14 protein-coding genes are annotated in these 14512 nt (G+C 64.1%); 11 read left to right on the top strand and 3 right to left on the bottom strand.

Going from position 1 to position 14512, the window contains the following annotated elements; all coding sequences use genetic code 11:
* The first annotated feature begins 40 nt into the window (after positions 1-40).
* Both ACWGS9_RS01000 and ACWGS9_RS00995 read left to right on the top strand, forming a co-directional pair.
* Complete coding sequence (locus ACWGS9_RS01000; RefSeq protein ID WP_454503471.1) at positions 41-706, top strand: peroxiredoxin; 666 nt, start codon at positions 41-43, stop codon at positions 704-706.
* A 129-nt stretch (positions 707-835) separates the two neighbouring features.
* Entirely contained in the window at positions 836-1978 is a 1143-nt protein-coding gene (locus tag ACWGS9_RS00995; protein WP_454503470.1) for an NAD(P)/FAD-dependent oxidoreductase, read from the top strand.
* Between the two features lie 93 nt (positions 1979-2071).
* On the opposite strand, the gene ACWGS9_RS00990 is transcribed toward ACWGS9_RS00995, so the two are convergent.
* Entirely contained in the window at positions 2072-2512 is a 441-nt protein-coding gene (locus ACWGS9_RS00990) for a hypothetical protein (protein WP_454503469.1), read from the bottom strand.
* A gap of 295 nt (positions 2513-2807) precedes the next feature.
* Between ACWGS9_RS00990 and ACWGS9_RS00985 the strand changes: the two genes are divergently transcribed.
* Complete coding sequence (locus tag ACWGS9_RS00985; protein WP_454503468.1) at positions 2808-3815, top strand: helix-turn-helix transcriptional regulator; 1008 nt, start codon at positions 2808-2810, stop codon at positions 3813-3815.
* Positions 3816-4018: 203 nt separating this feature from the next.
* Positions 4019-5065: an NAD-dependent epimerase gene (locus tag ACWGS9_RS00980; protein ID WP_454503467.1), complete on the top strand. Its 1047-nt coding sequence runs from the start codon at positions 4019-4021 to the stop codon at positions 5063-5065.
* Between the two features lie 25 nt (positions 5066-5090).
* On the opposite strand, the gene ACWGS9_RS00975 is transcribed toward ACWGS9_RS00980, so the two are convergent.
* Positions 5091-6452 carry an MFS transporter gene (locus ACWGS9_RS00975; protein WP_454503466.1) on the bottom strand — a complete coding sequence of 454 codons (1362 nt, stop codon included), beginning with the start codon at positions 6450-6452 and terminating at the stop codon, positions 5091-5093.
* Positions 6453-6601: 149 nt separating this feature from the next.
* On the opposite strand from ACWGS9_RS00975, the gene cyoA reads away from it, so the two are divergent.
* The 7 genes from cyoA to ACWGS9_RS00940 are packed head-to-tail and all read left to right on the top strand — an operon-like array spanning position 6602 to position 13485.
* Positions 6602-7783, top strand: a complete 1182-nt coding sequence (cyoA, locus tag ACWGS9_RS00970) for a ubiquinol oxidase subunit II (protein ID WP_454503465.1) — start codon at positions 6602-6604, stop codon at positions 7781-7783.
* Between the two features lie 10 nt (positions 7784-7793).
* Positions 7794-9791, top strand: coding sequence for a cytochrome o ubiquinol oxidase subunit I (gene cyoB / locus ACWGS9_RS00965; RefSeq protein ID WP_454503464.1), 1998 nt, complete (start codon positions 7794-7796; stop codon positions 9789-9791).
* A 9-nt stretch (positions 9792-9800) separates the two neighbouring features.
* The gene (gene cyoC, locus ACWGS9_RS00960) at positions 9801-10427 is read left to right on the top strand and encodes a cytochrome o ubiquinol oxidase subunit III (protein WP_454503463.1); all 627 of its coding nucleotides are present in this window, start codon (positions 9801-9803) and stop codon (positions 10425-10427) included.
* Complete coding sequence (gene cyoD, locus ACWGS9_RS00955; RefSeq protein WP_454503462.1) at positions 10424-10798, top strand: cytochrome o ubiquinol oxidase subunit IV; 375 nt, start codon at positions 10424-10426, stop codon at positions 10796-10798. The genes cyoC and cyoD overlap by 4 nt, the downstream gene beginning before the upstream one ends.
* Positions 10795-11613, top strand: coding sequence for an SURF1 family protein (locus ACWGS9_RS00950; protein WP_454503461.1), 819 nt, complete (start codon positions 10795-10797; stop codon positions 11611-11613). Before cyoD ends, ACWGS9_RS00950 begins: the two co-directional genes overlap by 4 nt.
* Positions 11610-12962, top strand: coding sequence for an ATP-binding protein (locus ACWGS9_RS00945; RefSeq protein ID WP_454503460.1), 1353 nt, complete (start codon positions 11610-11612; stop codon positions 12960-12962). Before ACWGS9_RS00950 ends, ACWGS9_RS00945 begins: the two co-directional genes overlap by 4 nt.
* Positions 12952-13485 (top strand): response regulator transcription factor, encoded by a 534-nt coding sequence (locus tag ACWGS9_RS00940; RefSeq protein WP_454503459.1) that lies wholly within the window; start codon positions 12952-12954, stop codon positions 13483-13485. Before ACWGS9_RS00945 ends, ACWGS9_RS00940 begins: the two co-directional genes overlap by 11 nt.
* Positions 13486-13505: 20 nt before the next feature.
* On the opposite strand, the gene doeB is transcribed toward ACWGS9_RS00940, so the two are convergent.
* Positions 13506-14507: a N(2)-acetyl-L-2,4-diaminobutanoate deacetylase DoeB gene (gene doeB / locus ACWGS9_RS00935; RefSeq protein WP_454503458.1), complete on the bottom strand. Its 1002-nt coding sequence runs from the start codon at positions 14505-14507 to the stop codon at positions 13506-13508.
* Positions 14508-14512: the final 5 nt, after the last annotated feature.

Raw genomic sequence — 14512 nt, 5'->3', positions numbered from 1 at the left:
TGCCCTCGCAATCGAATTCCAACCGGAAAGGAACGCAACCATGTCACTCCGTATCGCAGACATCGCCCCCGACTTCACCGCCGAGACCACGCAAGGTCCGATCTCCTTCCATGAATGGCTTGGCAAGGACTGGGGCATCCTGTTCTCGCATCCCAAGGACTACACGCCGGTCTGCACCACCGAGCTCGGCTACATGGCGCGTCTCAAGCCCGAGTTCGACAAGCGCGGCGTCAAGGTCATCGGCCTCTCCGTCGACCCCGTCGAGAAGCATGCCGGCTGGGCGAAGGACATCGCCGAGACGCAAGGCATGGCGCCGAACTTCCCGATGATCGGCGACCCGACGCTTGCCATCTCGCAACTCTACGACATGTTGCCGGCCTCGGCCGGCAACAGCGCCGACGGCCGCACTGCCGCCGACAACCAGACGGTGCGCAATGTCTATGTCATTGGCCCGGATAAGAAGATCAAGCTCGTCATATCCTACCCGATGACGACGGGCCGTAACTTCGACGAGGTGCTGCGCGTGGTGGACTCCCTGCAACTGACGGCGAAGCACCGTCTGGCGACACCGGTCAACTGGAAGCCTGGCGACGATGTCATCATCGCGGGTTCCGTGTCGAACGATGAAGCGAAGCAGCTTTATCCGCAGGGCTGGAAGGAACCCAAGCCCTATATCCGCATCGTGCCGCAGCCTGTGCTGACCTGACCGGTCGAGCATCGAGGTTGTGGCGGGCATCGGCGGCGAGGACAGAGACGCGTCCTCGCCGCCACCCGAAGGGCAATGAGCAAATTCGGTCAGGCGCCCCCGCTTGGCGCCAAGATTTGGGGAACCGAGATGAGCACTGCAAACAAACCGCGCATCGTCGTCCTAGGAGCGGGCTTTGGTGGCCTGGAACTGACGACGCTGCTTTCCGAGGCGATGGGCGACGGCATCGACGTCACGCTCATCGACAAGAGCGACGCCTTCGTATTCGGCTTTTCGAAGCTCGACGTGATGTTCGGCTTGAAGGCGCCGGAGGCGGTGCGCCTGCCTTACAACCGCTACGCCAAGCCCGGCGTGCGCCTGCTGAAGCGCACCATCACCGCGATCGATCCCGAAAGGCGGCGAGTGACCACCAATGACGGCGTCTACGATGCCGACTACCTGATCGTGGCGCTTGGCGCCGAATATGATTTCGACGCCACGCCTGGGCTGTCGGGAACCAGCGAGTTCTATACCGTTGCGGGCGCGGAGCGGCTGCGCGACGTGCTGCCGACCTTCAAGAAGGGCAGGGCGATGGTCGGCGTCTGCGGCGCGCCCTATAAATGCCCGCCAGCGCCAAGCGAATGCGTCTTGATGCTGCACGACTATCTGATGCGCCAGGGCGTGCGCGAGGCCTGTGAGATATCGTTGGTGCTGCCGCTCGGCAGTCCGGTGCCGCCGTCGCCCGACACGTCGAGGGCGCTGCTTGCGGCCTTCGCCGAGCGCGACATCAGGTTCATCCCAAGCCGTCGCGTCGCATCGGTCGACAATGCCCGCAACGTGGCGGTACTCGACGACGGCACGGAAATGCCGTTCGATCTTTTCCTCGGCGTTCCCAAGCACCGCGTGCCGCCGGTCGTGCTGGAAAGCGGCATGTCGGAGAACGGCTGGATCCCGGTCAACCCCCGCACGCTCGAAACGAAGTATGAGAATGTCTATGCTGTCGGCGACGGCGCCAACACCGGCACGCCCAAGGCCGGCGTGTTCGCCGAGGGCGCCGCGCGCGCCGTCGCCACCGCCCTCATCGCCAAGCTCCGCCAGAGCGGCAGCGGCACGCTCTATGACGGCTTCGGCACCTGCTACATCGAATTCGGGGGGGGCCGCATCGGCAAAGTCGAGGTCGACTTCTTTTCTGGCCCGGCGCCGACCGGCAACTACTATGAGCCTTCGGTGGCGCTACGCGCGGACAAGGAAAAGTTCGGCTCGAGCCGACGGTCGCGTTGGTTCGGTTCGTGAACCGACGATGGCCGGAGCGTGGGCGGATCGAGGGCACGGCCGTTGGGAAGAGACCGCGCACGGACAAATCTGAAGGCGGCCCGTGGGCCGCCTTTAGCCATTGGCGGCCGGCGGCAGCTCGAATAGGGTGGCGCCGTCCTCCCGCCCTCGGTCGATATAGCCGATCACGCGGAACCATTTCGCGACGTCGGGCCTGTCCAGCCAGCTGCGCGAATGGATGGGAAGGTTGCCCGCAAGCGCCTGGACGTGGCGGATGTGCCGCCTGCAGAAGCGGATCGTCGCGGCGTTGAAGAAATCCTCCTGCGCGGCAAACAGCGTATCGGCGGCATCCGCGTGCTCATGCCAGGCGATGATCGCGACGGTCCTGTCGCCTTGCACGAGCGCATGTGCTCGGCCTTCTTTCAAATTCATCATCAGATTGTCATAGGCGCTTTTGCTGTCCTTGCCGGCCGCCACATATTCGTCCGACATTCGCTTGGACAGGCCGCGGAAAACATCTTCCAGGTCTCCGACCGTCGCCGCGCGTGCTCTCATTTCTCCTCCTGACAGCCCGTTAGCAGTTTGCCCCAACGAAGTGGGATCACCAAGAAAAACAAATCCTCAATCTGGCCTATGCGGGCAATCTCATTACAAGTGGGCAGATCCGGCCCCTGCCAGGCTTGTATATAGCGTTGGCTTGAGATCGAGCTTCCGGTGTCGGATACTGCTGCCTCGGGGCTCACCCGGCTCGCACCGCTCCTGTGGCAGCCATGATCGACCTGATTGAAACATATACGAGGCGGCCTTCGTTCCTGAGCGTTGGAACTCAGTGCTGCAGAAGGCGAGCGGCTTGTCGAACTCGGCCAGCGCTCAGGTCTTCTTCAGCGACGACGGCCCGCCGCGCGGAACGACGCTCGACAATCTGCGGCCGCTGTTCGACGAGTTCATCAAGGGCGATTTCTGGAAGTTCTGCGACAGCGTGCAGAAGATGTGCGGTTTGCAGCCGGCGAGCTTCGTGCGCGTCGACGACTTTATGAGCCCCGATGAGATCGAGCGCGACCCAGCCCGCATCATGCTGAGACAATTCGGCATAGGCGCGCATCTGTGCACGGCGATCCCGATGCCGACAGGAGAGCTGGCGACCTTCGTCTTCCAGAAATGGGTCCGGGATGGCGGCTTTGCCCAAGGCGAGGTCGACAGGCTCGATGCGCTGCGGCCTTATCTTGCCCGCGCCAGCCTTGTCGCCGGCCGGCTGCGGGTGGAGCGGGCGGCCGACGCCACCTCGGCGCTCGAGCTGCTTGGGCTGCCGGCCGCGGTGCTGTCGGCGAACGGACGTGTCGTGGCGACCAACCCGCATCTGGATCGGCTCGATACCGCTTTCCTGCCCGTGGCCTATGGCGGATTGGCAATAGCCGACCGCGACGCCAACCGGCTGTTCCAGCTGGCCGTGACCGGCATGAGCCGCGCCGAGGAGGCGGTCGGATCCATTCCTGTTCCGGGGATCGGCGGCGAGGCGCCTTTCGTCGTCCACCTGTTGCCGCTGCGGCGCTCCGCGCACGACATCTTCGGCAATGCCGACATCCTTGTCATGGCCACGCCCGTCAAGCCGAGCGCGCTTGTGCCTTCGGCAAGCCTGCTCAACGCCTTGTTCGATCTGACGCCGGCGCAAGCGCGGCTGGCAGCCGATCTTGCCGCTGGCCTCACTTTGGCGGAAACGGCCGCCCGGGGTGGCATCACCGTCAAGTCCGCCCGCACCTATCTCGAGCGTGTCTTCCAGAAAACCGGCACCCACCAGCAGAGCCAATTGGTCGCCATGTTGAAGACGTTGCAGCCGCTGGCCCCAATTCCCGCGCGATGACGGGGAGCGTTGGAACGGCGGAAGACAGCGTATCGTTGAATTTATCGGCGGCCTGCCATAAAAGGCGCAAGTTTTCGACCGGCCTGAGGAAAAATCCGGACGTGCCCGAGCCTGTCGCCATGATCGGCCTTGGCTGCGTCGGTCCGCGGGCTGTCGGTGAGGCTGGTCGGTGAATGGTCTGGCTACAACGTTAGGGGCATGCATTGACATCGAGCAGGCCGATCCTGATCACCGGCGCAGCCGGCTTCATAGGTTTTCACCTCTGCCACAGGCTGCTTGCCGAAGGCCGGCAGGTTGTCGGCCTCGATTCCATGAGCGAGTATTACGACATCGCGCTGAAGCAGGCACGGCTCGAGCGGCTGAAGGTGTTCCCGAACTTTCGTTTCGAGCATGTCGATCTCACCGACCGCGACCGCATCTCGGCGCTCTTTGCCTCGGCCGCGCCGGAGATCGTCGTCAATCTCGCCGCGCAGGCGGGCGTTCGCTATTCGCTGATCAATCCGCACGTCTATGCGCAAAGCAATATCAACGGCTTCCTCAACATCCTGGAAGGGTGCCGGCAGGGCTCGGTCGGCCATCTCGTCTATGCATCGTCGAGCTCGATCTATGGCGGCAGCACGCGAATGCCGTACTCGGTGCATGATTCCGCCGACCATCCCCTCAGTCTCTATGCCGCCAGCAAGAAGTCAAACGAGTTGATGGCCCACACCTACAGCCATCTGTTCGGGCTGCCGACGACGGGCTTGCGTTTCTTCACCGTCTACGGTCCGTGGGGACGGCCCGACATGGCCTTGTTCATCTTCACCAAGGCCATCCTCGCCGGCCAGCCGATCGACGTTTTCAACTATGGAAATATGCAGCGGGATTTCACTTATATCGACGATATCGTCGAGGGGATGGTCCGAGTCATGCAGCATCCGGCGACGCCCAACCCCGATTGGACGAGTGCCGCGCCGGATCCCGCGACAAGCAATGCGCCGTTCAGGATCCACAACATCGGCGACAGTTCACCCGTTCAGCTGAGCCGGCTGATCGACGTGTTGGAAGACGCGCTTGGGCGCAAGGCAATCCGCAACATGATGCCGCTCCAGCCGGGCGACGTGCCGGCGACCTTCGCCGATGTCACATCGCTCGAAGAGGTGACCGGCTTCAAGCCCGGGATCCCGGTCGAGATCGGCGTCCCGCGTTTCGTGGAATGGTATCGGGATTTCTATCAGGTCCGATTGGACGTTTGCGGCAAGCCTGCGTGAATTGCTCGCGGCCGGTGCTGTTGACTTATCGGTCGCTCGCCGACGACTGCCTGTCGATCCAGAGCGCGATCAGCGTGCAGGCGGCGCCCGAAAGCAGATAGGCGCCGGCGGCGATTAGGCCGAAATTGCCGGCCAGAAGCAGCGCGGCAAGCGGCGCGAAACCGGCGCCGAACATCCAGGCCAGATCCGACGTCACAGCCGAGCCGGTATAGCGGTGCTGGCGCGAGAAGCTCGACGCCACGACGCCCGAGGATTGCCCGAAGCTGAGGCCGAGCAGGATGAAACCCAGCACCATGAACAGCGCCTCGCCGACTGTGCCGCCATTGAGAAGCTGCGGGGCAAAGCCGCTGAATGCGGCTATGGCGACGGCGGAGCCGCCGAGCAGGGCGCGGCGTCCGACGCGGTCGGCCAGCGGACCCGATGCAACGATTGCGGCAATGCCAAACAGCGCGCTCACCGCCTCGATGACCAGGAAGCGCTCCGGGCCCTCATTGGTGAACAGGAACACCCACGACAGCGGAAACACCGTCACCATATGGAACAGGGCGAAGCTTGCCAGCGGCGCGAAGGCGCCGACGACGACGTTGCGGCCTTCCGTCCTGACCATCTCCCTGATGCGCGTCGGCTGCAGATCGCCGCTCTCGTAGAGTTTCGAGAATTCGGGCGTCACGACGATGCGCAGACGGGCAAACAGCGCCACGACATTGATGGCGAAGGCGACGAAGAAGGGATAGCGCCAGCCCCAGGAGAAGAAATCGTCGGCCGAGAGGTTGGCGACGAAGAAGGCAAACAGCGAGCTTGCCACGATGAGCCCGATCGGCGCGCCGAGCTGCGGGATCATCGCGTAGATGCCGCGCCGGTTGTCCGGCGCATTCAGCGCCAGCAAGGAGGGCAGCCCGTCCCAGGTTCCGCCGAGCGCCAGGCCCTGCAGAAAGCGGGTAAGCGCGAGCAGCCAGGCAGCGACCACGCCGACATCTTCATAGGAGGGCAGGAAGGCCATGGCGACCGTCGAGGTGCCGAGCAGGAACAGCGCGATCGTCAGCTTGGCGCCGCGGCCATAGGCGCGGTCGACCGCCATGAACAGCACGGTGCCGAACGGGCGCGCGATGAAGGCCAGCGCGAAGATGGCGAAGGAATAAAGCGTTCCGACCAGCGGATCGTGCGTTGGAAAGACAAGCCTGGGAAACACGATCACGGAAGCGATCGCGTAGACGAAGAAATCGAAGAATTCCGACGTCCTGCCGATGATCACGCCGACAGCGATATCGCCTGCGCTGACCTGGCCGTGATGCGAGCCGATCAGCCTGCTGTCAGTTTCGGCAGTCGAAGTTTCAGCCATCTTGTCCGTCGCCACCGAGCTCGGTCCGGGACGCGATTGTCGTCCCATTATGCGTGCGCAGTTTCGCCAAAGCCACCCCAGCTGGGCATTGGACAAATTGTCCAATGTCGTTGCGCTGCCAGCGGCAGTAGCCGTTGGTCCGTACCGCATCGCAACCTGCAAAGACCTGCTGCAGCGCCACCCGAGGGCCGCGTTTGATGAAACGATCCGGAGCCTTGCTTCTCTTTCCGCTGGCCGTGCTGCTGAGTGGCTGCGACCTGGTCGTGCTGGCGCCCGCGGGCGATGTTGCCGCGCAGCAGCGCGACCTGCTCGTCGTTTCGACCCTGCTGATGCTGCTCATCATCGTGCCGGTCATGGCGCTGACCGTGCTGTTTGCCTGGCGTTACCGGCAATCCAGCACCACGGCGACCTACACGCCCGACTGGGACCATTCGACCAAGCTCGAGCTGGTGATCTGGGCGGCACCCCTGCTCGTCATCATCTGCCTCGGCGCGCTCACCTGGCTCGGCACGCATCTGCTCGACCCTTATCGGCGCATCGACCGGATCGAGCCGGGACAGCCCGTCACGCAGAACCACAAGCCGCTCAAGGTCGAGGTCGTCGCGCTCGATTGGAAATGGCTCTTCATCTATCCGGATTACGGCATTGCCTCCGTCAATGAGCTCGCGGCGCCGGTCAACCAGCCGATCGACTTCCGCATCACCTCGTCCACCGTGATGAACTCCTTCTACATTCCCGCCCTTGCCGGGCAGATCTACGCCATGCCCGGCATGGAGACGAAGCTGCACGCCGTCATCAACAGACCCGGGACCTATACCGGCTTCTCGGCCAACTACAGCGGCGCCGGCTTCTCCGGCATGCACTTCGCTTTCCACGGCCTCTCCGACCAGGCCTTCGGTGAGTGGGTGGCGCAGACCAGAAGCGCGCAGGCGACGCTAAGCCGAGACAGCTATCTCGAGCTCGAACGTCCAAGCGAGAACGAGCCGATCCGCCACTATGCCTCCGTCGATCCCGACCTCTTCGGCGCCATCCTCAATTTGTGCGTCGAGCGCGGCAAGATGTGCATGAACGAGATGATGTCGATCGACGCCCGGGGCGGCCTGGGGCTCGCCGGCGTGCGCAACACCCAGCCGTTGCAATACGACAAGCTTGCCCGACGCGGCGCTGTGTTCGGCAACGACCCGTCCTATGTCGCCAGCATCTGCACGGCGCAAGAGGCTGCCGCCGCCTCGCGCGCGGCCAGCAATGCCGACGCGAAATATTGGCCGCTGCGCGATCTTTCCCCGTTGCGCGGGGCAGGGCTGCTCAGCCCCGGAACCGGCAGCCGCCGCGCCGACGCCGAGACGCCGTCGCTCGGCCTGCTGCGCTTCGAATTGTGAGGAATGGCGGATGCCCGAGACGCTGACCAAATTCATCTTCGGCCGCCTCACTCTGGAGTCGCTGCCGCTGCACGAGCCGATCGTAGTCGGCACCTTCGTCGTGGTGGCGCTCGGCGGCCTCGCGGTTCTCGCCGCCATCACCTATTTCCGGCTCTGGGCCTATCTGTGGCGCGAGTGGTTCACCAGCGTCGACCACAAGAAGATCGGCATCATGTATATGGCGCTCGGTCTCGTCATGCTGCTGCGCGGCTTCTCCGACGCCGTCATGATGCGCCTGCAGCAGGCCATCGCCTTCAACGGCTCCGAGGGCTATCTCAACGCCCATCACTACGACCAGATATTCACCGCCCATGGCGTGATCATGATCTTCTTCGTGGCGATGCCCTTCGTCACCGGACTGATGAACTTCGTCGTGCCGCTGCAGATCGGCGCGCGCGACGTCTCCTTCCCCTTCCTCAACAATTTCAGCTTCTGGATGACGGTCGGCGGCGCCATCCTGGTCATGGCCTCGCTGTTCGTCGGCGAATTCGCCCGCACCGGCTGGCTCGCCTATCCGCCGCTCTCAGGCATCAATTACAGTCCCGATGTCGGCGTCGATTACTACATCTGGGCGCTGCAGGTCGCCGGCGTCGGCACGACACTATCCGGCATCAACCTGATCTGCACCATCGTCAAGATGCGCGCGCCCGGCATGACGATGATGCGCATGCCCGTCTTCACCTGGACCTCGCTCTGCACCAACGTGCTGATCGTGGCGTCCTTCCCGGTGCTGACGGCGGTGCTCACGCTTTTGGCGCTCGACCGCTATGTCGGCACCAACTTCTTCACCAACGACTTCGGCGGCAACCCGATGATGTATGTGAACCTCATCTGGATATGGGGTCACCCGGAGGTCTACATCCTCATCCTGCCGCTGTTCGGCGTCTTTTCCGAGGTCACCTCGACCTTTTCCGGCAAACGCCTGTTCGGCTACACCTCGATGGTCTACGCCACGGTGGTCATCACCATCCTGTCCTATCTGGTCTGGCTGCACCACTTCTTCACCATGGGCTCCGGCGCCAGCGTGAACTCCTTCTTCGGCATCACCACGATGATCATCTCGATCCCGACCGGGGCGAAGATGTTCAACTGGCTGTTCACCATGTATCGCGGCCGCATCCGCTTCGAACTGCCGATGATGTGGACGCTGGCCTTCATGCTCACCTTCGTTGTCGGCGGCATGACCGGCGTGCTGCTCGCCGTGCCGCCGGCCGACTTCGTGCTGCACAACAGCCTGTTCCTGATCGCGCATTTCCATAACGTCATCATCGGCGGCGTGCTCTTCGGCCTGTTCGCCGGCATCGCCTACTGGTGGCCCAAGGCCTTCGGCTTCAAGCTCGATCCCTTCTGGGGCAAGGTTTCGTTCTGGTGCTGGGTGCTCGGCTTCTGGTTCGCCTTCATGCCGCTCTACATCCTCGGCCTGATGGGCGTGACGCGCCGCATGCGCGTCTTCGACGACCCTTCGCTGCAGATCTGGTTCGTGATCGCCGCCTTCGGCGCGGTGCTGATCGCCGGCGGCATCGCCGCCTTCCTGGTCCAGATATTCGTCTCCATCCGCAAGCGCGCGGAGCTTGTCGACCTCACCGGCGATCCCTGGGACGGCCGCACTCTCGAATGGTCGACCTCCTCGCCGCCGCCTGCCTATAATTTCGCCTTCACGCCGGTCATCCGCGACAATGACGCCTGGTGGGATATGAAGAAGGCCGGCTACCGGCGACCGCTCACCGGCTTCAAGCCGATCCACATGCCGAGCAACACCGGCACCGGGGTCATCCTCGCCGCCTTCAGCGTCGCGCTCGGTTTCGGCCTGATCTGGTACATATGGTGGCTGGCGGCGCTGAGCTTCACCTGCCTGATCGCAACCGCGATCGGCCACACCTTCAACTATCACCGCGACTTCGACATTCCGGCGGTCGAAGTCGCGCAAACGGAAGCGGCGAGGACGACGCTCCTCGCCGCCCAGGGTTAGGGTTTGAGCATGGCATCGACGGCAATCACGGCCGACGCCGGACCGGTCTTCCACCTGGAAGAGGAGCATGCGCATGCCGAAGGCGGCAGCACCATGCTCGGCTTCTGGCTCTATCTGATGAGCGACTGCCTGATCTTCGCCATGCTGTTCGCCGCTTATGGCGTGCTCGGCGGCAATTACGCCGCGGGTCCGGCACCGAAGGACCTGTTCGACCTTGGCCTGGTGGCCGTCAACACCACCCTGCTGCTGATCTCCTCGATCACCTACGGCTTTGCCATGCTGACCTCGGACAAGGGCCGCGTCGCGGCAACGCAAGGCTGGCTCGCCGTGACCATGCTGTTCGGCCTCGGGTTCCTGTCCATCGAGCTCTACGAATTCGCGCACATGATCCACGAGGGCGCGACGCCGCAGCGCAGCGCCTTCCTGTCGTCCTTCTTCACGTTGGTCGGCACGCACGGCCTGCACGTCACCTTCGGCATCGTCTGGATGGTGACGCTGATGGTGCAGGTCGCCAGGCATGGCCTCATCGAGGCCAACCGCCGCCGGCTGATGTGCCTCTCGATGTTCTGGCATTTCCTCGACGTCGTCTGGATCGGCGTCTTCACCTTCGTCTATCTGATGGGAATGTTGCGATGAGCGCTCATGATCATGCCGATCACGACCACACGCATGGCGGCGCCGCGCACGGGTCGCTGAAGGGCTACCTGATCGGCTTCGTCCTGTCGGTGATCCTGACCGCCATCCCGTTCTGGATGGTCATGACCGGCGCCATCGACAACAAGCAGGCTACGGCCGTCATCGTCATGGCCTTCGCGGCGGTGCAGATCGTGGTGCATATGGTCTTCTTCCTGCACATGAACCCCGCCTCGGAGGGCGGATGGTCGATGCTGGCGCTCATTTTCACGGTGATCCTCGTCGTCATCGTGCTGAGCGGCTCGCTCTGGGTGATGTACCACCTCAACGCCAACATGATGCCGGGGCTCCACGAGATGCGGCAGATGCCATGAGCCCTGTGTCGGGCGTGGGGAGGGCCAATTTCGAGGCAAAAGACATGATCGGCCGGGCAGATATTGGCTCCCACGCCGCGCCGTCGAAGGCCGTCGGCTCCGCGTCGCGATTGTTGCTTGCGCTGTTAGGGCTTCTCGGCGTTCTGGTGTTTCTCGGGCTCGGCGTTTGGCAGCTGGAAAGGCGGGTCTGGAAGCTCGACCTGATTGACCGCGTCGACCAGCGCATCCATGCTCCCGTCGTCGATGCGCCCGGCTCCCAAAGCTGGAGCGGCTTCAGCGCGCCTGAGTATGAATATCGCCATGTGCGCCTGACCGGCCGCTTTCAAGGTGGCGCCAACACGCTGGTGCAGGCGGTGACCGAGCTCGGCGGGGGCTATTGGGTGCTGACGCCGATGCGCAGCGACCGCGGTTTCACCGTCCTCGTCAACCGCGGCTTCGTTCCGCAGGCGCGCAAGGCGGAGTTCGAGCGCGAGAATGGCGGGTTCACCGCACCGTCGACGGTCGACGGGCTGCTGCGCACCAGCGAGCCCGGCGGCGGCTTCCTCCGCAGCAACGACCCGACGGCCAATCGCTGGTATTCGCGTGATGTCGATGCGATCGCAAGGGCTCGCGGCCTGAAGGATGCCGCGCCATATTTCATCGACGCCGAAGCGTCCGGCGCGGATAGCTGGCCGCGCGGCGGGCTCACCGTCGTCACCTTCCGCAACAGCCATCTCGTCTATGCTTTGACCTGGTTTGCCCTGGCAGTGATGCCGGCGATTGCCCTCGCCATGCCGATCCTCGCCGGCCGCCGGCAGCAGGGCGCCGCAAGATGAACATCCCGATCGCGCGGCTTCATCACGACAAGTCGTTCCTGACGGCTTCTCCTCCCGGCGTCGGAGGCACCGCTTCGAATTCCGACGTGACGAACAGGAAGAACCTGCTCCTGCTCATCCAGCTGCGCTGGCTGGCGGTGGCCGGGCAGGTGCTGACCATCCTGGTGACGCAATACTGGCTCGCCATCCCGCTGCCCTTGACCGAGATGGCCGGCGTGGTGCTGTTCCTCGTCGGGCTGAACATCTTCAGCCTCCTTGCCTTGCGCGGCAATCGCCGCATTAGCAACGCGCAGCTCTTCGTCGCGCTGATCTTCGACATGGCGGCGCTGACCACGCAGCTCTACCTGAGCGGCGGTGCCTCGAACCCGTTCGTGTCGCTCTATCTGCTGCAGATCACGCTCGGCGCCGCGCTGCTGGCGCCATGGTCCACCTGGACCCTCGTGGTGGCTGCCTCGGCCTGCTTCGTCTTCCTCATCGTCGTTTTCCAGCCGCTCGCGCTCCCGCATCACGGCGGCAGCGATCTTCTGGCCTTGCACCTGCGCGGCATGTTCATCTGCTTCGTGCTGGCGGCCGGCCTGATCGTGATCTTCATGACGCGCATCAACCGCAACCTGCGCGAACGCGATGCCTATCTCGCCGACCTGCGCCAGCGTTCGGCCGAGGAAGACCACATCGTGCGCATGGGCCTGCTGGCCTCAGGCGCTGCGCATGAGCTGGGCACGCCGCTCTCGACCATATCGGTCATCCTGTCCGACTGGCGCCAGATGCGCGGCGTCAAGCGCAACCGCGAGCTTTCCGAGGACGTGGCTGAAATGCAGGCGCAGGTCGAGCGCTGCAAGAGCATCGTGACCGGCATTCTCATGTCCTCCGGCCAGGCGCGCGGCGAGGGCACGATCCGCACCACGATCCGCCACTTCCTCGACGATCTTGTCCAGGAGTGGCGTGGCAGCCGCCAGCCTTTCAAACTGGACTACAGCAACGGTTTCGAGCCGGACGAGCAGATCGTGTCCGATACCGCGCTGAAGCAGGTGATCTTCAATGTGCTCGACAACGCGCAGGAAGCATCGCACGATTGGGTCGGCATCACTGCCGAGCGGCAGGATGAGAAGCTGGTGTTCACCGTCAAGGATCGCGGACCGGGTTTCGACAAGGATATTCTGGCCGCGCTCGGCCAGCCCTATATGTCGAGCAAGGGGCGGCCTGGCGGCGGCCTTGGCCTCTTCCTGGTGTTCAATGTGGTGCGCAAGCTCGGCGGCGACGTTTCGGCGCGCAACATGGCCGAGGGCGCCTGCGTTACCCTTTCGCTGCCGCTGGCGGCGCTGACCGATGGAGGCGACCGTGAAGCCTGATCGATCCTTGTTCGTCGTCGAGGACGACGCGACTTTCGCGCGCACGCTCAAGCGTTCCTTTGAAAAGCGCGACTACGACGTCGTGGTCTGCCATGACCGCGACGCGTTGCTGGTCGCCCTGGAAACGGCCGTCCCGGCATACGCCGTCGTCGATCTCAAGCTCGGAGCGGGATCGGGGCTCGAATGCGTCAAGCTTCTGGGCGCCCGCAATCCGTCGATGCGGATCGTCGTATTGACGGGATTTGCCAGCATCGCCACGGCGGTCGAGGCGATCAAGCTCGGCGCCTGCCACTATCTGGCCAAGCCCGCCAACACCGACGACATCGAAGCCGCCTTCGGCCGCGCCGAGGGCGACATTTCGGTGCCGCTCACCAGCCGCCCCACCTCGATCAAGAACCTCGAATGGGAGCGCATCCACGAAACCCTGGTCGAGACCGGCTTCAACATCTCCGAAACCGCGCGCAGGCTCGGCCTGCACCGGCGCACGCTCGCCCGCAAGCTCGAGAAGCGCGTCGTGCAGTAGGCAGGTGCGCGCCGGGTTGACTACCGGACGGCCACGGCCATCACCGAGACGCAATCGCCCGCCTTGACCAGGCCTGGGAAGTGGCGCGCTGCGAGCAGCCCCGGCATCCTGGCCTTGATCTCCTGCGGCGCCTGCCCGGTTCGCCCGACCGGATGGATGCGCGCCACCACCTGGCCGTCTTCCACAGGCTCCCCGAGATCGACCATGGTTTCGATCATGCCGTCGTCCTCGGCGAAGGCGAACCAATCGCCGGACGGCATGTCCAACCATTGGGTTCGACCCTTCTCGACCGCACCATCGACGATGCCGGCGTGGCGAAGCACGTTGAGGATGCCGCGCCGCGCAATCCGGACCGTCTCCGCCCGCGATGTTCCGCCGCCGCCAAGCTCGGTGGTGACGAAGACCTTGCCCATCTCCTCGGCGGCAGTGTCGTACATGCCGACCGCGTCGATCTCGGTCATGCGCATCGAGAACGGCGCCGAGAAAGCCTCGACCGCGGCGAAAGCCTTTTTCTCCTGTGTCTTGTCCGGCAGCGTGTGCGCCGCGCAGAAGGGCACGAAGTCCAGCGTCTTGCCGCCGGAATGGAAGTCGAAGACGATATCCGCTCGCGGCAGCAATTCGCGCTGGAAATAGTCGGCGATCTTCTGTGTCGCCGTGCCGTCCGGCCGACCGGGGAAGGAGCGGTTCATGTTGCCCTTGTCGATCGGCGAGGTGCGCGTGCCGGCGCGGAAGGCCGGATAGTTCATCGCCGGCACGATGATGACCGTGCCGGAGACATTCTTTGGATCGAGCGTGCGGGCGAGCTCGTAGAGCGCCAGCGGCCCTTCATACTCGTCGCCGTGATTGCCGCCGGTGAGCAGCGCCGTCGAGCCCTTGCCGTTGCGCACGACGCAGACCGGGATCATCATCGAGCCCCAGGCGGAATCGTCGCGGCTGTAAGGCAGGCGCAGGAAGCCGTGCTGGACGCCATCGCGCTCGAAGTCGACGGTGGGCGCGATCGGCGACGGACGCAAAGCTGACATCGGTC

This window comes from Mesorhizobium sp. Arg314 (assembly GCF_053714275.1).
The sequence above is the reverse complement of the archived record's forward strand: the minus strand, read 5'-3'. Positions and strand labels throughout refer to the sequence as shown.